The organism is Rhodanobacter thiooxydans, from assembly GCF_021545845.1.
GTDB lineage: Bacteria > Pseudomonadota > Gammaproteobacteria > Xanthomonadales > Rhodanobacteraceae > Rhodanobacter.
The window spans coordinates 213,224-236,243 of sequence record NZ_CP088923.1 but is presented as its reverse complement, the minus strand read 5'-3'; the positions used below and the strand labels follow the sequence as shown (position 1 = coordinate 236,243).

At 70.7% G+C, this 23,020-nt stretch carries 14 protein-coding genes; 2 read left to right on the top strand and 12 right to left on the bottom strand.

What is annotated here, in order from left to right:
• Positions 1–31: 31 nt before the first annotated feature.
• The 6 genes from mnhG to LRK53_RS00910 are packed head-to-tail and all read right to left on the bottom strand — an operon-like array spanning position 32 to position 5,972.
• A complete protein-coding gene (mnhG, locus tag LRK53_RS00935) occupies positions 32–385 on the bottom strand; it encodes a monovalent cation/H(+) antiporter subunit G (RefSeq protein ID WP_027493692.1) in 354 nt (117 codons plus the stop codon).
• Positions 382–663 carry a K+/H+ antiporter subunit F gene (locus LRK53_RS00930; protein WP_027493693.1) on the bottom strand — a complete coding sequence of 94 codons (282 nt, stop codon included), beginning with the start codon at positions 661–663 and terminating at the stop codon, positions 382–384. The genes mnhG and LRK53_RS00930 overlap by 4 nt, the downstream gene beginning before the upstream one ends.
• Positions 660–1,148, bottom strand: coding sequence for a Na+/H+ antiporter subunit E (locus tag LRK53_RS00925; RefSeq protein ID WP_027493694.1), 489 nt, complete (start codon positions 1,146–1,148; stop codon positions 660–662). The genes LRK53_RS00930 and LRK53_RS00925 overlap by 4 nt, the downstream gene beginning before the upstream one ends.
• Entirely contained in the window at positions 1,145–2,740 is a 1,596-nt protein-coding gene (locus tag LRK53_RS00920) for a monovalent cation/H+ antiporter subunit D (RefSeq protein ID WP_235642447.1), read from the bottom strand. The genes LRK53_RS00925 and LRK53_RS00920 overlap by 4 nt, the downstream gene beginning before the upstream one ends.
• Positions 2,737–3,078, bottom strand: coding sequence for a Na+/H+ antiporter subunit C (locus LRK53_RS00915; RefSeq protein ID WP_027493696.1), 342 nt, complete (start codon positions 3,076–3,078; stop codon positions 2,737–2,739). The genes LRK53_RS00920 and LRK53_RS00915 overlap by 4 nt, the downstream gene beginning before the upstream one ends.
• Positions 3,078–5,972, bottom strand: coding sequence for a monovalent cation/H+ antiporter subunit A (locus LRK53_RS00910; RefSeq protein WP_027493697.1), 2,895 nt, complete (start codon positions 5,970–5,972; stop codon positions 3,078–3,080). Before LRK53_RS00910 ends, LRK53_RS00915 begins: the two co-directional genes overlap by 1 nt.
• 297 nt (positions 5,973–6,269) lie before the next feature.
• Between LRK53_RS00910 and LRK53_RS00905 the strand changes: the two genes are divergently transcribed.
• Together LRK53_RS00905 and LRK53_RS00900 are read left to right on the top strand one after the other, a co-directional pair.
• Positions 6,270–6,935, top strand: a complete 666-nt coding sequence (locus tag LRK53_RS00905) for a response regulator (protein ID WP_027493698.1) — start codon at positions 6,270–6,272, stop codon at positions 6,933–6,935.
• The gene (locus tag LRK53_RS00900; protein ID WP_027493699.1) at positions 6,932–8,353 is read left to right on the top strand and encodes a sensor histidine kinase; all 1,422 of its coding nucleotides are present in this window, start codon (positions 6,932–6,934) and stop codon (positions 8,351–8,353) included. Before LRK53_RS00905 ends, LRK53_RS00900 begins: the two co-directional genes overlap by 4 nt.
• 200 nt (positions 8,354–8,553) lie before the next feature.
• Here the strand turns inward: LRK53_RS00900 and LRK53_RS00895 are convergent, their stop codons facing one another.
• The 6 genes from LRK53_RS00895 to LRK53_RS00870 form a co-directional block, all read right to left on the bottom strand.
• On the bottom strand, positions 8,554–9,588 hold the full coding sequence (locus LRK53_RS00895) for a YncE family protein (RefSeq protein ID WP_027493700.1): 1,035 nt from the start codon (positions 9,586–9,588) through the stop codon (positions 8,554–8,556).
• 271 nt (positions 9,589–9,859) lie between these two features.
• Entirely contained in the window at positions 9,860–12,907 is a 3,048-nt protein-coding gene (locus tag LRK53_RS00890; RefSeq protein WP_027493701.1) for an efflux RND transporter permease subunit, read from the bottom strand.
• A complete protein-coding gene (locus LRK53_RS00885) occupies positions 12,904–13,953 on the bottom strand; it encodes an efflux RND transporter periplasmic adaptor subunit (RefSeq protein WP_027493702.1) in 1,050 nt (349 codons plus the stop codon). Before LRK53_RS00885 ends, LRK53_RS00890 begins: the two co-directional genes overlap by 4 nt.
• Positions 13,950–15,368, bottom strand: a complete 1,419-nt coding sequence (locus LRK53_RS00880; protein ID WP_027493703.1) for a TolC family protein — start codon at positions 15,366–15,368, stop codon at positions 13,950–13,952. The genes LRK53_RS00885 and LRK53_RS00880 overlap by 4 nt, the downstream gene beginning before the upstream one ends.
• A gap of 50 nt (positions 15,369–15,418) precedes the next feature.
• Positions 15,419–17,806 carry a penicillin-binding protein 1C gene (pbpC, locus tag LRK53_RS00875; RefSeq protein WP_235642446.1) on the bottom strand — a complete coding sequence of 796 codons (2,388 nt, stop codon included), beginning with the start codon at positions 17,804–17,806 and terminating at the stop codon, positions 15,419–15,421.
• A gap of 159 nt (positions 17,807–17,965) precedes the next feature.
• Positions 17,966–22,969 carry an alpha-2-macroglobulin family protein gene (locus LRK53_RS00870; RefSeq protein WP_235642445.1) on the bottom strand — a complete coding sequence of 1,668 codons (5,004 nt, stop codon included), beginning with the start codon at positions 22,967–22,969 and terminating at the stop codon, positions 17,966–17,968.
• Positions 22,970–23,020: the final 51 nt, after the last annotated feature.

The following is a 23,020-nucleotide window of genomic DNA, read 5'->3' as shown; positions in this document are numbered from 1 at the left end:
CAAGGACGGATGCCATCCATCCTGACCCTGGCTATTCGTGCAGCTGCGCCTGCGGCACGTCCGCCGAGCCTTCCTCACGGTCGCGGTACAGCGCGGCGCGTACCAGCAGCATCAGGGTGATCGGGGTGGTCAGGGTGAGAAACACGCCGATCAGGATCTCGTAGAAGATCGGCCGGCCGTGCAGCACCGAGAAGCAGGTGATCGAGCCGGCCAGCATGAAGAACGTGCCCAGCGTGGTGCCCAGGGTCGGCGCGTGCACGCGCTGGTAGAAGTTCTTCAGGCGCAGCAGGCCGAGCGAGCCGACGAAGGCGAACAGCGCGCCCAGTATGACGAATACGGCGACCAGGATCGCCGCCCACGGCGGCAGCGCGTCGAGATGGCTCATTCGATCACCTGCCCACGCATCAGGAATTTCGACAGTGCCACCGTGCTGGCGAAACCGAGCAGCGCGATGATCAGCCCGGCCTCGACGTAGAGCAGGCTGCCGCTGCGGATGCCGATGGTGAGCAGCAGCAGCATCGCGTTGACGTACAGCGCGTCCAGCGCCAGCACGCGGTCCTGCGCGCGCGGGCCGCGCACCATGCGGATGATCGAGAAGCTCATCGCCAGCAGCAGCAGGATCTGCGCGGCGATGACGGCGGCGGTGAGCAGGCCGTGGCTCATTGGAAGATCTCCAGCAGGGGGCGTTCGTAGCGCTGCTTGATGGTGTCGATCCAGCCCGCCTCGTCGACCAGGTCCAGTACATGGATCAGCAGGATGTTCGCGCTCGGGTCGTAGCTGACCCAGATGGTGCCCGGCGTGGAGGTGATGATGCATGCCAGCACGGCGAGGCCGTAGCGGTCGGTGAGCTGCAGCGGGATCGCCACGAAGCCGGAGCGCGCGCGGCGGTCGCGACGCAGGATCAGCCGGCCCACCGCCAGGTTCGAGCGGAAGATGTCCAGCACCACGCGCAGGAACAGCCCGCCGAGCAGCGGGTAGTTGCGCAGCTGCGCCTTCGGCGGACGCAGCAGGCCGAACATCTTCCCCAGCGCGATGCCCAGCAGCGCGCCGAGCAGGATCGTGCCGGGCGCGACGCTCTGGCTCAGCAGCAGCCAGATCAGCAGCAGCAGCGCGGACAGGATCGGGTACGGCAGCCAGCGGCGGATCATGGCGGCACCTGCGCCGGCGGCAGCACTGCGTGGATGTAGCCGGCCGGCGCATGCAGCTGACCGGCGGTGTCGCGCAGGTAGCGCAGCGGCGTCTCGACCAGCACGGTCAGCAGCAGGCACAGGCCGAGCAGCACCGCGATGGAGGCGCTCTCCACCAGCCTTACCTTCGGGAAGATCCGCTCCGGCTCGACCCAGAAAATCTGGATGCCGGCGCGGCACAGCGCGATCACCGTGCAGAAGCCGGCCACAATGATCAGCGCGAACAGCAGCCCCGCGCCAGGCCGCGCGCCGGCTTCCAGCATCGGCGTCAGCATGGCCAGCTTGGCGAGGAAACCCGACAGCGGCGGCAGCCCGGCCAGCAGCAGCGCGCAGGCGAGGAAGCTGGCGCCGAGCATGGCGATCGGCGCGGAGATCACCACCCGGCTCTCGTCCTCCTGCGCGTACAGGCTTTCGTTGGTGGCGGGTTCGCCCGGCTGCTCGTACGGTTCCAGGCTCAGCGTGTCGTCGGTGTCGTCGTCGCCGTCGGAGGCGAGCAGGCCGGCGAGCAGGAAGAACGCGGCGATCGCCAGCGTGGAGACCACCAGGTAGGCCAGCGCGCCGGTGGTCACCGCCGGCTGCTGCAGGCCGATCGCGCCGAGCAGGGTGCCGGAGGAGAGCAGCACGTTGTAGCCGGCCAGCTTGGCCAGGTCGCGCGCGCCGAGCATGCCGACGGTGCCGGCAACCACGGTGGCCACGCCGCCCCACAGCATCCAGCCGCTGCCGAAGTGGGCCGACGCCGGACCGGCGCCATCGCCGAACAGCAGCAGGCCGAGCCTCAGCAGCACGTAGATGCCGACCTTGGTCATCAGCGCAAACATCGCCGCCACCGCCGGCGACGCCGCCGCATAGGTGCGCGGCAGCCAGAAGCCCAGCGGCCACATCGCGGTCTTGATCAGGAACGCCACGCCGAGCAGCGCCGCGCCCGCGTGCAGCAGCGCGCGGGTGCGCTCGGGCACGTGCGGGATCAGCTCGGCCAGCGCGGCCATGTTCAGCGTGCCGGTAACGCCGAAGATCAGGCTGACGCCGAGCAGGAACAGCATCGAGGCGGTCAGGTTCACCGCGATGTAGTGCAGCCCCGCACTGACCCGCCGCGCGCCCGAGCCGTGCAGGGCGAGGCCGTAGGACGCCGCCAGCAGCACCTCGAAGAACACGAACAGGTTGAACAGGTCGCCGGTGAGGAAGGCGCCGTTCAGGCCCATCAGCAGGAACTGCAGCAGCGGCTGGAAGTGGCCGCCGCGATGCTGCCAGCGGCCCAGCGCGTACGGCAGCAGCGCCAGCGCCAGCACGCCGTTCAGCAGCACCATCAGCGCCGACAACCGGTCGGCCACCAGCACGATGCCGAAGCGCGCCGGCCAGTCGCCGATGCGGTACACCGCGGCCAGCGCACCTTCACCAGCCACCGCATGCATCAGCGCCGCGGCCAGCAGCACCAGCGCGCTGCACGAGGCGACGCTGAGCGCCAGCACCGTGCGCCGGTGCTTCTCGCCCACCAGCAGCTGCAGCGCGGCGATCAGCAGCGGCGTGACGATGGGCGCGATCACCAGATGGTTCATGCGCTGCCGTCCTCGCCGTCGACGTGGTCGTTGCCGGTCAGCCCGCGCGAGGTCAGCAGCACCACCAGGAACAGCGCGGTGGTGGCAAAACCAATGACGATCGCGGTGAGCACCAGCGCCTGCGGCAACGGGTCCGCGTACTGTGCAATGTCGCCGGCCGCGTCGCGCAGCACCGGATCGGCGCCGGTGCGCAAACCGCCGATGGAGAAGATGAACAGGTTAACGGCGTAGGAGATCAGGGTCAGTCCGATGATCACCTGGAACGTGCGCGGACGCAGCAGCAACCACACGCCGGAGGCGGCAAGTATTCCGATCGAAGCGGCAAGCACCAGTTCCATCAGCCCTCCCCTTCCGCCGGAGCCGCCGGCTGGCGCGGGCGACGCAGCGACTGGTGCGCCAGCGCGATCAGCATCAGCGTGGTGGCGCCCACCACCACCACGAACACGCCCAGGTCGAACAGCACCGCCGAGGCCAGCGGCAGCTCGCCCAGCACCAGCAGCTCGACGTGGCGGAAATACGAGGTGAGGAATGGACGGCCAAACGCCAGCGAGCCCAGCCCGGTGCCGGCCGCCAGCAGCAGGCCCAGCCCGATCCAGCGCACCGGCAGCACGCGCAGATGCGCCTCCACCCAGCGCGCGCCGCGCGCCATGTACAAAAGGATCAGCGCCACCGACACGGTGATGCCGGCCACGAAGCCACCGCCCGGCAGGTCGTGCCCACGCAGGAACAGGTGCAGGCCGAACAGCACGATTACCGGCGACATCAGCTGGATGATCAGGCCGGGGATCATCAGGTAGTCGGTCAGCGAATGATCCGCGGCGCGACCGGGTCCGCTCGCCCCCAGCGCCGTCTGCAGGCGCTGCTGCGCCGGCGCGTTGATGCTTTCGGCGGCGGGGCGGAAGCGGCGCAGCAGGGCGAACACGGTCAGCGCCACGATCGCCAGCACGCTGATCTCGCCCAGCGTGTCGAAGCCGCGGAAATCAACCAGGATCACGTTGACCACGTTGTGGCCGCCGCCTTCGGCGTACGCCCGTTCGAGGAAGAAGCGCGAGATCGAGTCGGCCACCGGATGCATCATCGCCGCATACGCCAGGCTGGCCACGCCCAGGCCCACCGCCGTTGCGATGACCATGTCGCGGCGGCGCCGGAAGCGGTGCGTGCGGCTCTCCGCCGCCAGCCCCTCGATGCGCTTGGGCAGCCAGCGCAGGCCAAGCAGGATCAGGATGGTGGTGACCACCTCGACCAGCAGCTGGGTCGCCGCCAGGTCCGGCGCCGACAGCCACACGAAGCTCACGCACGACACCAGCCCCGCACCGCCGGTGAGCACCAGCGCGGCGAGGCGGTGGAACTTGGCCTGGCTTGCCGCGCCGATCGCGCAGGCCGCGCCGAGCAGCCACAGCAAGGCGAACGCCGGGTCCACGCTGGACCAGCGCGGCTGGAAGCCGAACGGCGCGCTGGTGGCCGCCAGCGTGCCGGCGACCAGTGCCAGCAGCACGATCAGCAGCAGCTGCGGCTGCAGCCGGCGGCTCGGGTAGCGGCGCTCGATCCGCTGCGGCAGGTCCGCCGCGACCACCGCCATCACCCGCTCGAAGATGCGCTTGCCGCTGAATCGCCCGGTCAGCGGCGCCGTCTCCAGCGCGGCGAAGCGCCGGCGCAGGCTGACGAACAGCAGGCAGCCGGCGACGAATGCGAGCACGCTCATCAGCAGCGGCGTGGTCACGCCATGCCACACCGCCAGGCTGTACTCCGGCAGCTGGCCGGCGCCCAGCACCGCGCTGGCCGCCGCGCGCAGCGACGGGCCGATCACCCGCGCCGGCAGCATGCCCACCAGCAGGCAGGCCAGCGCCAGCAGGCCGATCGGCACGCGCATCCACAGCGGCGGCTCGTGCGGCTCCCGCGGCAAGCTGGCGGGTACGCGGCCGAAGAACACGCCACGCACGAAACGGATCGAATAGGTCACGCCGAACGCGCTGGCGGCCACCGCGAGCACCACCGAAATCGCGTTGAGCAGCGGCCCCTGGCGCGCGGCCAGCGTCTCGGCGAAGAACATCTCCTTCGACAGGAAACCGTTCAGCAGCGGCACCCCGGCCATCGCCGCACCGGCGATCAGCGCCAGCGTCGCAGTGACCGGCATGAAGCGGCGCAACCCGCCGAGCTTGCGCAGGTCGCGCGTGCCGGCCTCGTGATCGACCGCGCCGGCGGCCATGAACAGCGAGGCCTTGAAGGTGGCGTGGTTGACGATGTGGAAGATCGCGGCGACCACGCCCAGCGCGCTGCCCAGGCCGACCAGCATGGTGATCAGGCCGAGGTGGCTGATCGTCGAATAGGCCAGCACGCCTTTCAGGTCCTGCTCGAACATCGCCGCGTACGCACCCAGCACCAGCGTGACCAGGCCGGTGCCGCCGACGATCCAGAACCACGCGTCGGTGCCGCCCAGCACCGGCCAGAAGCGCACCAGCAGGAACACGCCGGCCTTCACCATGGTGGCCGAATGCAGGTAGGCCGATACCGGCGTGGGCGCCGACATCGCCTGCGGCAGCCAGAAATGGAACGGGAACTGCGCGCTCTTGGTGAACGCGCCGAGCAGGATCAGCAGCAGCGTGGGCAGGTACAGCGCATGCGTGCGCACCGCATCGCCCGCGGCGAGGATCGTGTCGAGGTCGTAACTGCCCGCGATATGACCCAGCAGCAGCACGCCGGCGAACAGGCACAGGCCGCCGCCGGAAGTGACGATCAGCGCCATCCGCGCGCCGTCGCGCGCCGAGGCGCCGTGGTGCCAGTAGCCGATCAGCAGGAACGAGAACAGGCTGGTCAGTTCCCAGAAGAACACCAGCTGCACCACGTTGCCGGACATCACGATGCCCAGCATTGAACCCATGAAGGCCAGCAGCAGCGCGTAGAAGTGCGCGAGCGGATCGTCCGCCGGCATGTAGTAGCGGGCGTAGATGCCCACCAGCGCGCCGATGCCGCAGATCAGCAGCATGAACAGCCAGGCGAAGCCATCCACCCGCAGCACCAGGTCCAGGCCCAGCCCGGGCGCCCACGCAATCACCTGGCGCAAGGCGTCGCCGCCGGCGATGGCCGGGTACAGCCACAGCGATAGCAGCAGGCCGAGCAGCGCAGTGGCGGTCATCAGCCACACCGCCACGCGGCGGCCGCGCGGGCGCAACAGCCACAGCGCGGCGACGAACGGCAGGGCGAGGATGGTGCTTGGCAGGATGGCGTCAGGCATCAGTCGCGGTGCTCGCTCGAAAGATTGTCGGTGGTGTCTCCGGCAGAAAAGCCGGGGCATCGCACCCTGGCCTTTTCATGAGCGTCCGCGCACTTCAGCGGATGGAACGCCTGCAAGTCGCGGTATCGCGGGCCGCCGTTGCGGCAGCCCGAATGACTCCACGTCGCTTCGCCCGATTCTATAGGCCGGGCCGAGTGGCGGGCAAATCCGCCGTGCCGGCCCGCGATCTCAGCACTTTGCAAGCCGATCGCCGGATAATCGGCCGGCGGCTCTCGGGCCGTGCGAAGGAGCCTGTCGGTGCACATCATCCTGGTGGAAGACGACCCCCAGCTCGGCGCGGCGATCCAGCGCGCGCTGGAACGCCTCGCCTATACGGTCAGCTGGCTGCGCGACGGCCGCGAGGCGCTGCTGGCGCTGCGCGACCAGACCGCCGACCTGGTGCTGCTCGACCTCGGCCTGCCCGGCAAGGACGGGCTCGACGTGCTGGTCGAGACCCGCCGTATGCACATCAGGACCCCGGTGATCGTGATGACCGCGCGCGACGGGCTGGACGACCGCGTGCGCGGCCTCGATGCCGGCGCCGACGACTACCTGGTGAAACCGTTCCACGTGGACGAGCTGGCCGCGCGCATCCGCTCGCTGACCCGCCGCGCGCAGGGCCTGGCGGCGAACCGCATCGAGGCCGGTGCGCTGAGCCTGGACCTCGGCACCTCCGAGGTGAGCTTCCGCGGCGAGCGGGTCGAGCTGACCAAGCGCGAATTCGCCCTGCTGCAGATCCTGATGGAACGCGCCGGCCGGCTGGTGCGCCGCGAGAACCTGGAGAACTCGCTGTACGGACTGGACAACATGGTCGGCTCCAGCGCGCTGGAGGTGCTGGTGCACACGCTGCGCCGCAAGCTGAGCTTCGACACCATCCAGACCGTGCGCGGCTTCGGCTACATGATCCCGCGGGAGCCGCAATGAAGTGGGCGAACCCGCTGAAGTCGGCGAGCCTGCACGGCCGGCTGCGCTGGCTGGTCATCGTGGTGCTGGCCGCGGTGCTGCTGCCGCTGGGCGTGCTCAGCTTCAAGCGCACCGCCCGCGAAGTGGGCGAACTCTCCGACGGCCGGCTGGCGCAGTCGGCGCGCACGCTGCAGGTGCTGGTCGCACAGGCCGACCTGGAGGCGCTGCAGCACCGCGACCCCGACCGCGTGCTGGTGCCGATCGAGGCCGGCCTCATCGGCAGCCCGCCGCGGCAACGCTATACCTACGAATCCGAGGTCGGCTTCCAGGTGTTCGAACCCGGCGGCCGCCTGGTGCTGGCCACCGCCAACCTCGCCGGCATGCCGCCGCCGCAGGCCGGCGACGCGGATTTCCAGGACGTATGGTTGGGAACGTACCGCTGGCGCGTGTTCACCCTGCACGACGCGGCGAGCCGCGTGGTGATCCGCACCGGCGAGCGCTACGACAGCCGCGACGAGATCATGCACGCGGTATGGCTGGAGCACAGCCTGCCGCTGCTGGTCGGGCTGCCGCTACTGGCCCTGCTGGTGGGCTGGGCGATACGCCGCGGGCTGCGCCCGCTCGAAGCGCTGACCCGCGCGTTGTCGTCGCGGGAGCCGGGCAGCCACGAGCCGGTGCTGCTGCGCGACGCGCCGCTGGAACTGCAGCCGGTGCTGGCGGCACTGAACGAACAACTCACCCGGCTGGAGGATGCGCTGGAGCGCGAGCGCCGCTTCAGCGCCGACGTGGCGCACGAACTGCGCACGCCGCTGGCCTCGGCGATGATCAACCTGGAGAACGCGATGGCCAGCGCCGACCCGGCCGAGGTGGAGCTTGCGCTCGGCAGTGCCCAGCACGTCATCGCCGAGCTGGCCCGGCGGGTCGAACAGCTGCTGGCGCTGGCCCGGCTGGAAGCCGGTGCGGCGTCGGGCCAGCGCATGCGCGTCGACCTGACCGCGGTGGCGACGGGCGTGCTGGAGGAACTCGCGCCGGTGATCGCCGAGAGCGGCGTCGAGCTGAGCGTGGCGCGGCTGGAGCCACGGCTGCTGGTGCACGGCTACGAGGCGGCGCTGGCCGCGCTGCTGCGCAACCTGCTCGAAAACGCGCTGCGCCACGTACCCGCCGGCGGCCAGGTGCAGCTGTCGATCGAGCGTGGCGAACACGCCGCGCTGATCGACGTGATCGACGACGGCCCCGGCATTCCGGCGGAGCGCCGCGCCAGCGTGTTCGCCCGCTTCCAGCGTGAAAGCGGCAGCCGCGGCGACGGCTACGGGCTGGGCCTGTCGATCGTGCAGCGCGCGGCGCAGCTGCACGGCGCCGCCATCGAGCTGCTCGACTCGCCCTACGGCAGCGGCCTGCGCGTACAGGTGGTGATCCCGCTGCCTGACCTCCGCCCGTAGGAAGCCTGACTCACCACTTGTAGGAGCCCGCCAGCGGGCGATGCTTTTGAAGCTGGGATTCGGGATTCGAAAAAAGCAGAGCGTCGCGCATGGCAGCTCTTCCGAATCCCGAATCCCTAATCCCGAATCCCTAATCCCGAATCCCGGCACAAGAGCATCGCCCGCTAGCGGGCTCCTACAGCAAGGCTAGCGATAGGTTCTCAGGGCCGTCCGACGGTGAGCACGGCGAAGCTGTCCGGCTCGATCGGGCGGCGGCCGTTGGCCTGGCGGGTGGCACCCAGCCGCGCGGCGGAGAGATATAGCCGGTGCAGCTTCGCATCCAGCGCGAGCGTGCGCGCACTCGCCTGGGTGGGCACCGTCGCCGTTACCGTGTAATGGTCCGGGTCGTCCTCGTGCACCGCGGTGATCGTGCCGCTCTGGCCATTGGCGCTGTAGATCATCGCCTCGGCCCCGTCGAACACCACCGCGTCCGGGCCGTCGCCGATCGGCACGTCGGCCACGTGATGGCCGTCCACCGCATCGAGCACCGTCATCGTGCGGTTGTCGCATACCGCGAACAGGCGATGGTGCGCATGGTCCAGGGCCAGCCCGCTGGGCGATTCGCACGGCGCCAGCGGCCAGGTCTGCAGCAGCTTGTCCTGGAGCGAATCCAGCTGCACCAGCTCGGACTTGTCCTCGATGTTCACGTAGACGCGGCCGCTGCCATCGGCCACCGCGAACTCCGGCTTGCCGGGCAACGCGATGCTCGCGACCACCGCGTTCTTCGCCGGGTCGATCACGCTGGCGCTGGCGCTGTGGCCGTTGAAGGTCAGCACGTGGTGCGAGGCGCCGTCATACAGGACCGCATCGGGGTTCTGGCCGGTGCCGGTGATCGTCGCCACGGTCTTCAGCGAGGCCAGGTCGAACACCGTCACCGACGCGCTCGCGCCGTCGCTGACGAAACCACGGTGCAGCTCGTCGGCGAGCGCGATGCCGTGCACGCCCGCGGTGCCGGGGATCGTGCCGATCTGCTTGCCGCTGTCGACGTCGACCACCAGCACGCGGTCGCCGCGGCTGACGAACAGATGGCGACTGGGCGCATCGAACGCCAGGTAATCCCAGCCGCCCGGTCCACCCAGCGCCAACCGCGAGAGCAGCTGCGGAGCCGGCGGCGATGCCGCCGACGCGGCAGCCAGGGGAAGCACCGCCAGCGCCAGCAGCGCAGCGGGCAGCAGCTTGCGGATCGGTCGCGGCATGGTCGGCACCTTTGATAGAAAGAGAGGGCAAACGAACACCTGGTGGGCGCCGAGCCTCAGCTGCTTGAAGCCCCTCTCCCGGCGGGAGAGGGGTTGGGGAGAGGGTTCGGGCGAAGCACGAAGTCCCAACTCTTGGCATGCCGGTGACTCGTTGCTTCGCCCGAACCCTCATCCGGCCCTACGGGCCACCTTCTCCCAGAGGGAGAAGGGAGCGGCCAGCTGAAGCTCAACTCATCAGGAACAAGCATGGACGCGCTCGCTTACGCCGGCCTTAGCCCGCTGCCGCATCGCGCCGGCGCAGCAGCGCGTACAGCACCGGCATCACCAGCAGCACCAGCGGCACCTGCACCAGCAGGCCGGCGATGATCGCCACCGCCAGCGGCTGCTGCATCTGCGAGCCCTGGCCGATGGCCAGCGCCAGCGGCAGCAGGGTCAGCATCGCGGCCAGCGTGGACATCAGGATCGGCCGCGCGCGGTGCTGCCCGGCCGCGTGCAGGGCCTCGTGCAGCGGCGCTTCGGCGGCGGCCTGCTCCAGCTCGGAGAAATAGAAGATCGCCACCTCGGTGACGATGCCGACGATCATCGTCATGCCCATCATCGCCGAGATGTTCAGCTCGATGCCGGTCAGCCACAGCGCGGCGAACACCGCCGGGATCGCCAGCAGCGGCATGGCCAGGATGGCGATGGCGACGCGGAAGCTCTCGTACAGGAACAGCAGCAGGGTGAACACCAGCGCGATCGCCGCCAGCATCACGATGGTCAGCCCGCGGAACGCCTGCTGCTGCTGCTGGTACAGGCCGCCGAGCTGGTAGTACATGCCTTTGGGCAGCAGCCCCGGCCGGGCCAGCGCGGCCTTCACGTCGGCCATGGCGGCGCCGAGGCTGCGCCCGCTGATGCGGCCAGTCACCGCCACCATCCGCTTCAGGTTGTCGCGGGTGATCTGCGGCTGGCCCTGCACCTCGCGCAGCGTGGCCACCCGCGACAGCGGCAGCAGGTGGCCGTCGCCGGCGCGGATCGGCAACGCGGCGACCTGCTCCAGCCGCCGGTGCGCGCGCTCCGGCAGACGCACGCGCACGCCCACCACCTTGCCGCCTGTCGGCAGCTGGGCCGCCACCGTGCCGTCGATCGCCGCCGCCACCTGGTCGGTGACGCTGGTCGGGTCGAGCCCCTCCAGCGCGGCCCTGGCCGGGTCGACCTGCACGGTCAGCGCATCGCCGGCGGGATTGGTGCCGTTGCGCACGCCCACCACCCCGCTGATCTTGCCGATCGCCCCGGCGACCTTGTCCGCGGTGGCGTTCAGCTGCGCCGGGTCGTCGCCGTACAGCTGCACCTCGATCGGCTGCGGCACCGCCACCAGGTCGCCGATCAGGTCTTCCATCAACTGCGACAGCTCGATGTCCAGCCCCGGAACCTTGTTCTCGACCTCGGTGCGCACCTGGGTCATGACTTCCTCGGTGGGCAGTTGCGAGCCGTTTTTCAGGCGCACGAAGAAATCGCCCTGGTTCGCCTCGGTGAGGCCGCCGCCCAGCTGCAGGCCGGTACGCCGCGAGTAGGTGTCCACGTTGGGATTCGCGCGGATGATCGCCTCCACCTGGTTGAGCAGGCGGTCGGTTTCCTCCAGCGAGGTGCCGGGCTTGGACAGGTAGTCGAGGATGAAGCCGCCCTCGTCCATGGCAGGCATGAAGCCGGTGCCGACGCGGGTGTAAGCCACTGCGCCGACCAGCACCAGCGGCACCACCAGCAGCAGCGCCAGCAGCGGCCGCCGCAGCCAGCGCTGCAGCACGTTCCGGTAACCTTGCATCATGCCCCTGGTAAAGCGGCCTTGCGGATGCTCGACCAGATGGCGCTTGTCCAGGAACCGCTCGGCCAGCAGCGGTACCGCGACCCAGGTCAGCAGCCAGGAAATCACCAGCGCGCTGGCCATGGTCAGCGACAGCGCCTTGAAGAACGCGCCGGTGACGCCGGAAAGGAACGCCAGCGGCAGGAAGATCACCACGGTGGCGGCGCTGGAGCCAGTCAGCGGGCGGGTGAACTCGTGGGCCGCGCCGGCGATGCGTTCGTGCACTTCGCCCTCGCCCTGGTTGAGCCGGCGCATGATGTGTTCGAGCATCACGATCACGTCGTCGATGATCAGGCCCACCGCGGCCGCCATGCCGCCCAGCGTCATCATGTTGAAGCTCATGCCGAGCACGGACAGCAGCAGCACGGTGATCGCCAGCACCGCCGGCACCACCAGCAGCGCGACCAGGATCACCCGCGTGTTGCGCAGGAACACGAACAGCACCAGCCCGGCCAGCAGCACGCCGATCAGGATCGCGTCGCGCACGCTGGTGGCGGCGCCGGTCACCAGCTGGGTCTGGTCGTACCAGTTGGCGATCCGCACGCCGGCCGGCATCTGCGGCGCGTAGTCGGCCAGCCGCTGCCTCACCTCGGCGGCGATCTGCACACTGTTGCCGTCGGGCTGCTGGTAGACCTGCAGCAGCACGGCGTTCTGGCCATCCGCGTTGACGCGGATCCACTGCGGCACGTGGTCGAGGCTGACTTCCGCCACGTCGCCGAGATGCACCACGCCGGCGGGACCGGCGCGGACCACGATGGCGCGCAGCGCCGCCAAGCTCTTCGGCTGGTTGTTCGCCAGCAGCAGGTACAGCTTGTAGTGGTCGGACACGCGGCCCATCGCCTGGATCGTCGCCGCGTGGCCGACCGCGCCGGCGACATCGCCCAGGCTCAGGTTCAACGCGCGCAGCTTGCCGGGATCGACATCGGCGTGGAATTCGGCCACCTCGCCGCCCTGCACGTTAACGTTGGCGACGCCGCTGATCCCGCTCAGCAGCGGGCGCAGCTGGTACTCGGCCAGGTCGTGCAGCGCGCTCGGCGACTGCACGTGCGAGCGCAGGCTGTAGGCCAGCACCGGGAAGGTGGTCGGGTCCATGCGGCGGGTGGACAGCTGGGTGCCGGCGGGCAGCTGCGGCAGGATCTGCCCGGCCGCCGCATTGACCTCCTGCAGCGCGCCGGCCATGTCCGCGCCCCAGTCGAACATCACCGCCACCTCGGCACTGCCGCGGCTGGTGGTGGAGCGCACGTCGCGCACGCCACGCACGCGGCGGATCGCCTCCTCCACCGGCGTGGTCACCTGCACCGCCATCTGGTCGGCCGGGCGGTCGCCGGCATCCAGGGTGACCTGCACGCGCGGGAACGCCACGTTCGGGAACAGCGCCACCGGTAGCCGCAGCGCGCTGGCGAGGCCGCCGATCGCCAGCATCAGGGCAAGGAACAGCAGCGAGCGGCGATGCTGCTGCATCCATGCGGCAATGCTCACTTGGTCGACTCCCGCACCGCATCGCCGTCGTTGAGCTCGTAGGCGCCGAGCACGATCATTTTTGCCTGCGCGTCGAGCGGACCCTGCACGCCGACGGTGTCGCCGTCCGGGCTGCGCAGCTTCACCTCGACGCGCTTGGCGTGGCCCTGCTCGGCCACGAACAGGTAGTCGCCGCGCGCATCGTGCAGCACGGCCGCGCGCGGCACCGCCCAGGCGGTGAAATCGTCGGTGCGGATGCGCGCCTCGAGCGCGGCGCCGGCCACCAGGGTCGCGCCGGCGTCGGCGGGCAGCTCGACCTGCGCGCCGAGCAGGCGGGTCTGCGGGTCGATCGCCTGCCCGACCATGCGCAGGGTGCCGGCGAAGGCAGCCGCGTCACCGTACACGCCACGCAGCTGCACTGGCATGCCGGCGCGCAGCTTCGCGCCGTCCTCCGGCTGCACGCCCAGCTGCGCCACCAGCGCATGCGCCGGGATGAAGGCGAGCAGCGGCGCGTTGGCGGCGAAGCGTTCGCCCAGCCCCACGCTGAGCGCACCGACCACGCCGTCGGCCGGCGCGGCCACGATTTCCTGCACGCTGCCGCCGCCGAGCGCGCGCTGCGCCTCCAGCGCGGCCTGCGCGTCGGCCAGCGCCTTGCGCGCGGCGGCCAGTTGCGACTGCGTGGCCAGCCGCTGCGCCGCCAGCTGTTCGACCCGCTTGAGCTCGCCGCTGGCCAGTTCCAGCGCGCTCTGCGCCTGCAGGTACGCGCTGCGCGCGACGGGATCGGGGGCGATCGTCAGCAGCGGCTGGCCGCGGCGTACGCTCTGCCCGGCCGCCACGCTCAGCGCCACCACCTGGCCGCCATGGCCGAGACTGACCGCGCGCGCGCGCTGCGGATCGCCCGCCGCGCTGCCCCAGGCCTCGACCGTGTCGTGGAAGGTCTGCTGCAGCGGCCGCGCGACGGTCACCAGCACCTGGCCCGCAGCGACCGGCGCATCTTCGTTGGCGGCGTCGTGGCCGCATGCGGCCAGCAGCAGGCACAGCAGCGGCAACAGCAGGAATCGGTTCATGGCGTGGGAGCCTGTGCGGGGGCGGAGGGGCCGGGCGCGGCCAGCGCGGTGTTGCCGAGCAGCGCTTCCAGCGCGATCGACTGGGTGGCCTGTTGCTGCTGCACGGCGAGCAGCTCGAGGTCGGCGGCCAGCGACTGGCTGCGGATCGCCAGCCAGGTCGGCCAGTCCAGCAGGCCCTGCCGCCACGACTGCTCGGCGATGCGGCGGGCGGCGTCCAACTGCTGCGTGTGGGCGGCCAGGCGTTGCTCGTGCTGCGCCAGTGTGGCGAGGTCGGCGGCCAGTCGCTGCATGTCGCTGCGCGTGGTCAGCACGCGCGATTCGTAGTCGTCCTTGAGCTGCTGCCGGGTCGCCCGCTCGATCGCGATGTTGCCGCGGTTGCGGTCGAACAACGGCAGCGTGATGCCGACGGTGAAACCGCGGGTGTAGACGGCGCCGGTGTCGCGCGCGGTGTTGAAGCCGATGTTCAGCGCGGGAAACTGGGCCAGCACGGCGGTGCGCAGTTTCTCCTGCTGCGACTGGTAACCGGCCTGCAGCGCCAGCAGGTCCGGCCGCCGCCGCGGCAGGTCGGCCAGCGCCTGCTGCAATTGCGCCGGCGTCGGCGCGACCCGGTACGGTGCGCCGGCCAGGTCCAGCGTTGCCGTCGGCGCGAGTCCCAGCAGCACGTGCAGGTCGCTGTCGGCCTGGTGCAGCGCCACCGCGTTGTCGGCCAGCTGGCGGCGCACGTCGGCCGCGGCGTTGAGGCCGGCGCTGGCGCTGTCGTAGCTGAGGTTGCCGGCGTCCAGCGCCGACTGGATATAGGGGGTGACCTGTTCCAGCGCGGCCTGCTCGCTGGCCAGCCGCGCCTGCTGCGCGCGCAGGTTCAGCACCTGGTCGAACAACAGCCGTGCCTGCGCCACGGTCTGCCACTCCGCCCACAGCAGGTCGAGGTTCACCTGCTGCGCCTGGCTGCGCGCCGCTGCCTTGCGCGACGAACGGGTCAGCAGGGCGGTGACGTCCTCGCTCAGCCCGAGGTTGAACGCGGTGGTCAGGCCGCCACCCGAATGCTGCGGAAAGTCCTCGCCCAGACTCAGCTGCGGATCGGGCAGCAGGCCGGCCGCGAACGCCTGCGCGCGGGCGATGCCCAGCTCGTCGCGCTTGAGCTTCAGCGGCGGGCTGTTCGCCACCGCCAGCATCGCCGTCTCGGTCACGTCCAGCCCGTCGGCGGGATCGAAGCGATGCGTCGCCAGCGACGGCAGCGGCATCCTGCTGGTGGGCGCGGTCAGTTGCGCCACGTCGGCCGCGCCTTCGCCCGAGCCCAGCGGCAACGGCGCGTAGCTGGCGCAGCCGGACACGAGCAGCGCGAGCGCGACGGCGCACGCCGTGCGCAGGCGGGAAGTCACCGTGGGGGTATGACAGGGCTGGTCGGCATCATGCATGCGGCCATTCTGGAAGCTGCTGCTTAGTTCTTTCTTAACCGCGCCTGCGCTCACGCCGGCGGCCCCACCACGCGCAGCGTGAGGGTGGCGAAGGCGCCGTCGCGGGCGACCGCGGTGATGCGGTAATCGCCGGCTTGCGGCAAGGTGATGGCGATCGCGGCGTCGGCCTCGCTGCTGCCCTGCAGGCGGCCGTTGAGCAGCCATTGCACGCCGGCCTGCGCGCCCAGCGCACGCAGGGTCACGCGCAGCGGCTTGTCGCTGTTCGGCGCGCGGCGCAGGGTGACGCCGTCGATGAGGCCGCTGATGCGGATCGGGCTGGCGCGGTTTAGTGCGTCGGCGGCGCAACCGGGCGCGAGCGGCGGCAGCGCAGAACGGGCGCGGTCGTCCACGCCCAGCCACGGCGTGGCCAGCGCGGGCCAGCGCGCCAGCCGGATCGTGCGCTCGCGGCGGGCGTGGCAGGCACCGCTCAGGCGCTGGCCCTGGTCGTTGACGCGCAGCGTGAGCAGGCCGGCGGACCAGGCGTCGAGCCCGCGTTCGGCGAACGTCGGCGGCAACGCGCCGTCGAGCACCCAGGCCGTGCGGTGCTGGCGGCACAGCGCGGGATCGGTGGCGGCGAGCGTGCCGCCGAGCGGCCAGCAGATGGCGACCGACGTCACGCTGGCCGGCCGCGCCGGCGCGCTGGCGTCGCGCTGCGGCAGCATGTCGACGATCTGGAACAGCAGCGGCAAGGCGGTCACCGCGCCGTACTGGCCGGGCGACGGCGTGCCGTCCGGACGACCGATCCACACACCCACCGTCCAGCGGTCGGTAACCCCAAGCGACCAGGCGTCACGGTAGCCGTAGCTGGTGCCGGTCTTCCACGCCACCCGCTCGTGCCGGTTGATCGCGCCGGCCAGCGGCGCGCCCTCGACGTCGGCCGGGTTGTGCGCCAGCACGTCGCGGATGATCCACGCCGCCCCGGGCGACAGCAGCCGGCGCGGCCGCGCAGGTTGTTCCGTCGTGTAACGCGGCGTGCCGGCAATGCCGCCGTTGGCGAACGCGGTGTACGCGCCGACCAGGTTTTCCAGCCGGGTCGACGCGCCGCCGAGGATGATCGACAGGTTCGGCGTCGCGCCGTCCGGCAGGCCCAGGTCGATGCCGCCGTTCGCCAGCCGCGCCACGAAGCGGCCCGGCCCGACCCGGTCCAGCACGTCCACCGCCGGCACGTTGAGCGAGCGCTGCAGCGCCTCGGCCGCGCTGACCGGCCCCGAGAACGCCTCGTCGAAATTGCCCGGCTTGTAGCCGCCGAAATCCTGCGGCGCGTCGACCAGCAGACTCTGCGAGTGGATCAGCCCGTCGTCCAGCGCCAGCCCGTACAGGAACGGCTTCAGCGTGGAGCCCGGCGAGCGCGGCGCGCGCACCATGTCGACGTAGCCGTGCCGCTGCGGGTCGGCGTACTCGCTGGTGCCGACGTAGACGCGCGCCTCCAGCGTGGCGTTGTCCACCACCAGCAGCGCCGCCGAAGTATGCGCCGGCAGCCGCGACAGATACGCGCCGACCCGCTCCTCGGCGGCGCGCTGCAGGTTCGCGTCGATGGTGCTGGTGATGCGCCGCGCCGCCGGCTGCTCGCGGTGCAGCCGCTCGGCCAGCAGCGCGGCGGACAGCGGCGCGCGCAGCGAGCGCGCCGCCACCGGCTCGATCGCCGCGCCGTGCACCTCGGCCACGCTCCACACGCCGAGGTCGCGCATGCGCCCGAGCACCTTGTCGCGCGCGGCGCGCGCCGCCTGCGCGTGGCGGTCCGGGCGCAGCCGGCTGGGCGACTGCGGCAGCACCGCCAGCAGGGCCGCCTCGGCATGCGACAACCGCGCCGCCGGCTTGCCCAGGTACGCCCATGAGGCCGCCTCCACGCCTTCGATCGGGCCGCCGAACGGCGCGTGGTTGAGGTAGAGGTCGAGGATCTGCGCCTTGCTGAGGTGCGCCTCCAGCTGCAGCGCGCGCAGGATCTGCACCAGCTTGCCGCGGAACGTGTGCGGAATCGGCTGGATGATCCGCGCCACCTGCATGCTCAGCGTGGAACCGCCCGAAACGATGCGGCCGTGGCGCAGCCCGCCGCCCAGCCCGCGCAGCAGCGCATACGGGTTGACCCCGGGGTGGCGGTAGAACCAGCGGTCCTCGTAGTTCAGCAGCGCCTGCAGGTACAGCGGCGACACCTGTTTCGCCGTAGTCGGGTAGCGCCACACGCCGTCGCTGTCGGCAAACGCACGCAGCGGCGTGCCGTCGCGCGCCAGCACCACCGTGCTGCCGGTGTCGGGCGCGGGGAGGTGCAGCGGGAACAGGCGGTCGAGCGCGAAGGCAGCGAGCAGCAACGCGATGGTGGCGATGACGATGCCGCGCAGCCAGCGCCAGGTGCGGGAGCGGCACGGAGCAGGAAGAAGCGGTGCGGATGAGGTCGCGGTCATGATGCCATGCGGGTCTGCAGAGCGCGGCGAGGCTGCCTTTGCTCCCTCCCCTGCGCAGCAGGGGAGGGTTGGGGTGGGGTGCTCTTGATCTTCAAGATAGAGGCAAGAGCGCTACCCTCTCCCAACCTCCCCCTGCAGGCAGGGGGAGGAGCAAAGCGGCTACGGCTCCACCACCGTGATCTTCGCCGGCTCGGCCTTGCCGATGCCGCGCACGGCCGGGCGGTACATGTCCTCCACCAGTGGCGGCGGCACGGTGTAGGTGCCCGGGGTCACCGCGCGCACCAGGTAGAACACGCGGGCGGTGTCGCCGCGGCTCAGGTTCAGCGCGGCGGCGTAGCGATCGTCGCGGTATTCCTCGTGCACGATCTGCGCCGCCGCGGCGTGCTGGTCCAGCTCGATGCCGTCGATCACCACGCCGGACCACGACTGCGCGCCGCCGAGGTTGAGGTTCTCCACCTCCAGCCCGCCCGGCAGCAGATCGGTGACCAGCGCGTCGGGGACGTTCATGCGCGCCTCGATGCTCAGCTCGACAATCAGCGTGTCGCCTTCCTTCAGCGGTCCGCCGCTCCACGATTTGCCGTCGGTGGTGAACCAGCTGCGCCGCACGTCGATCTGGCTGGCATCGGCGGCGGGTGCATGCTGCGGGATGCCGGCCACGTCGAGCGTGGCGAACACCGCCGCGTCGCTGGTCGGCTGCACGCCGACGCCGATGCCGGCGCCGAGTTCGGCCGCGTTGAGCGCACGGCTCCACACGCGCTGGTCCGGCGCGGTCTCGGCCTTGCCGTTCACGCTGATCGTGGCGGCCAGCGGCGCGCCGCTTTTCGCGTCGAACGCCGCCGCCACACGCGCGATCGCGGCCTGTTCCTGCGTGCTCAGGTACGACCACGACCAGCGGTAGTCGGCAAACTCCTTCTGCCGCTGGCGCACGTTCGCGGTGGCGTTGCGCGCCCAGTCGACCAGCTTGGCGTCGTAGGCCGGCTTGCTCATGCCGTAGCTGTGGGTGAGCGCGACCATCAGCGCCAGATCGCGCAGCTCCGAGCCGTAGTCGCCGACGTACCAGGGGCGCTCCTTGCTCCAGGCGAACGCCTCGTCGATCGCCTTCTGCGCGCGCTCGTTGTCACCCATCAACTTGAACGCGATGCCGAGGTGCAGCAGCGGCAGCGGCGCCACCAGCTTCTGTCGCTCGTTGTCGAAGATCGCGCGCAGCGTGCCCAGCGGCGCGCGGTTGACGCGGGCCAGCACGAAGCCGGAGTACGCCTCGTCGGCGAGGCGCAGGTGATCGTGCTGCTCGTACTCGTAGTACGGGTGGCCGCCGGCGAGCAGGTCGTCGTTGAGCCGCTGCAGCGACTTTTGCAGCACGTCCTGCTGCACCGCGAAACCGGCGTCGCGCGCGTCCAGCATGAAGTCCACCACGTACGGCGTGGTGAAGGTGACGATCGGGCTGCTGCTGCCCCAGAAGCTGAAGTGGCCGTTGCTGGCCTGGAACGAGGCGATCCGCGACAGCGCGCCATCCACCGCGGCCTTGCGCATCGCGTCGCTCATCACTTGCGTACCCAATGCCTTGGCCGTCTGGCCGTCCAGAATCAAGGCGGCGTAGCCCTTGCTGGTGGTCTGCTCGATGCAGCCGTAGGGGTAGCGCAGCATGTCGCGCAGCGCGGCCGCGTACGGCAGCGGCGGCAGGGTGCTCAGGGTGATCCGCGCGTTCACCGTGGCCGGCAGCAGGCCGGCGATCGCGGCGCCGCCGAAGTGCACGGGCTTGCCCGCTTCCAGCGCCAGCGGCGTGGTGCTCACCGTCTCCGGCCAGGCCGGACGCACCGCGAATTCGAAGTGGCGGTCGACCCGGTAGTCGTTCAACTCGGCGTGGATGTCCACTGTCGCCACTGCCGCGCCCGCCTGTGCCGTCACCGGCATGTGCAAGGTGGCGCCGGCGCCATCCTTCAGCGGCACGCTTGGCGTGGCCTTGTCCACCGTGATCGGGCCACCGCCCTTGACGCTGACCTTCGCCGTGCCGTCCTTGCCGGACAGGTTCTTGAGATCCAGGCTGATCATCGCCTTGTCGCCGGCCGCCATCACCCGCGGCGTGCTCGGCTCGACCACCAGCGGCGCACGCACGGTGACTGCGCCGTCGGCGTTGCCGTAGCGGCTGTCGGTGTACGCCAGCGCGGCCAGGCGCAGGCTGCCGTTGAAGTCGGGCACGTCCACATGCAACTTGGCCCTGCCCTGCGCATCGAACGCCACCGGGCCAGCGAACAGGTCGACGATCTGCACCTTCGGGTTGAGCCGGGTGGCCTTGGGCAAGGCCGCGCCGCTCATGTCGCCGCCATAGCGCAGCCTGGCCTCGGTGCCGTCCATCGCCTCGATGATGCGGCTGTACAGGTCGTACGCATCGACGCCGAGCGCGCGCCTGGCGAACAGCCACGCCCACGCGTCGGGCACCGGATAGCTGGTGATGTTGAGCACGCCCTGGTCGACCGCCGACAGTGTGACGAACGCCTGCTGCCCGGCCAGCCCACTCGCCTGCACGCCGACCTCGAGCGGGTTGCCCGGGCGCAGCAGCGCGGGCGCGTCGAGCTTCAGCGCGATGCGCCGGTCGTTGCGGTCCATCGCCACGTACTCCACGCCCATCGCGCGCGCCGGCGTGGTGTGCTCGGCTGCCTCGCCGCCGCGGAACACCAGCGCGGTCACGTAGACGTCGTGGCGCTCCCAGTCTTTCGTCACCGGGATCTCGAACACCGCGCCGGCCTTCGCGTCGATGTTCCTCGTGTAGAGCAGATGGTCCGATTCCACCAGTAGCACGCCGGGGCCGGGCTGCGGCGGCGTCACGGTGACCTTCATGGTGTCGCCGGCGCGGTAGCGCGCCTTGTCCAGCGCCAGCTTGACCTTGTCCGGGCGCGCCTCCTTGCCGAGATTCTGGTCGTCCCAGCTGTAGCCGGCGAAGAACGGGAACACCGTGGTGAGTTTCGTGGCCGGGTCGTACACCTCGACCCGGTAGCTGCCCCACTGCACCGGGAACTCCACGTGGGCCGACTTGCCAGCGGCCACGTCGACGTCCTTTTCCTCGATCAGTTGCAGGCGCTGGTTTGCGTTCGACTGCCAGCCGCCGCTGCGCTCGTACAGCCAGTAGAAATCACGCAGTTCGCGCTGCAGGCGCACCTTCAGGTGGCTGCCGGCGACCAGCGCGCCGTCGGCATTCGCCCGCACGATCTCGAAGCCGGCCGGCGCCTCGCTTGCGGCGCCCTGCTTCGGGTTGAACAGCGGGCGCACGCCGACCAGCGCGTCGGCCGGCCAGTAGGTGCGCTTGAGCAGGCGGGTCACCGCGCGGCCGCCGCTTTCGTAGACGCTGCCGGACAGGGTCACCGCCAGCGGCGCAACCGGCTTGACGTCGTCGGGCAGCGCCACGTCCTGCTCCAGCACGCCCTGCGCGTCGAGCTTCGCGTCGACCACGTCGTCGGCGCTCTTCGGCAGCTCGACCGTCGGGTCGCCGAAGAAGGTGTCCGTCATCTGCTCCAGCGGATGCACTTCCGGCGCCACCAGCAGCTTCGCGGTGAAGCGGTTGCCGTCGGCGGGCGCGCCGTACAGGTAGCTGGAGGCGACCTTCAGCTTCAGCGGTTCGTTCGGCGCCAGCCGCGGCTGCGGGCTGGACAACTCCACCTTGAGCCGCTCGGGCAGGAACTCCTCGACGTGGAACGGGAACGCCTGCACGGTTTCCTTACTGGCGGGGTCGAGGCGAAATTCCAGCTGCCACAGGCCGGTCGGCGCGTCGGCCGGGATCGCCTGGCTCAGCTCGAAGTAATTTAGCTGCTGCGGCTCCAGCCGCTGCTCGGCGAGCACGCGCCCATCGGGCTGCTTCACCCGCACGAACAGCGACTGCGCCTTCATCGGCTTGCCGTCGAAATCGCGCAGCAGGGCCGAGGCGCGCAGCGTCTCGCCGGGGCGGTACAGGTCGCGTCCGGACCAGGCGTATACCTCGAACGGCGCCTGCCGGCGGCCGCTGATGTCGAAGTTGGACACGTCCAGCGCCGGCCGGTTGAACGGCAGCACCGAAACATCCTTGCCATGGCGCGCCACCAGCACGTCGGAAGCCTTCACCTTGTATGCCAGCAGCGCATCGCCGTCGGCGCCGGTGGTGGCCTTGAGCTTGCTGCGCCCGGCCGCGTCGCGGACCTCGATGTCCACCGCGTTGACCGCGCTGCCGTCGCGCAATGAGGCCACGTGCAGCAGCACGTTGTCGCGGTACACCCGCAGGTGCAAGCCGAGGTCGCTGACGAAGAAGGTAGCGGTGTCGTAGCCCTCCCTGAAGCTGCCGCCGGCCTTGACCACGGCCATGTACACGCCTGGCTGCGCCAGCTCCTTGATGTTCTGCACCGGCAGGTAGGTCACGGTGCGCTCGTTCGGCTCGCCACCCAGCGTGTAGTGGTTGGCGTAGACCGAGTCGGCCAGCTGGGTGATCGGCACGCGGCTGCGCCGGTCGTCACCCTCGCCGCAGCTGTTGTAGTAGGCGACGTCGTGGTCGAGCTCGTAGCTGTCGCGGTGGCCGTTGCGCGGATAGCTGCAGAACAGGTCCGACAGCGCGTCGTCGCGCACGCGGAAGAACTCCACGTCGGCGTCGTGCACGTTCATCGACACCAGCGGCAGGCCGCGCGTGCCGCGCGCCGGCAGCACGCTGCCGTGCGAGGCAAAGCCGACCGCCGCCGGCAGGTTGCCGGAGTACACGTCGTGCTTCACCGCGTGGCCCAGCGTGCGGCCGTCGGCGGCGAGCAGACCGGCCTTCAGCTGCACCGCGTAGCGCGTGTTCGCCTGCACGAACGGGAAGCGCAGCGTCTTGTTGTCGTCGTCGAGGCTCCAGCTGCCGCCGACCACCTCGCCGTTCGGGCCGGTCACCGCGACCAGCGTGTCGAACGCCTGCGCCGAGGCCAGCGCGGCGTTGAAGCGCAGGACCAGCGCGGTGCGCGAATCCGTGGTCTGCGAGCTGGCCGAGACCAGCGCGAACTCCGCCTGCGCCCTGGCCGGCGCGGAGGCGCTGGCGGCCGGCGCACCTTGCAGGGCCGGCTTGCCGTTGTCGGGGCCGCGATGGCAGGCCGCCAGCAGCAGGCCCAGCAGCAAGGCAATCAGCGCGCGCGACCACACCCGGCGCGAAAGGCACTCGTACGATCGACGCGACATGCAACCTTCTCCCTGTAGGTTGATGGAGAGTATCGCCGGAATTCATGGCAG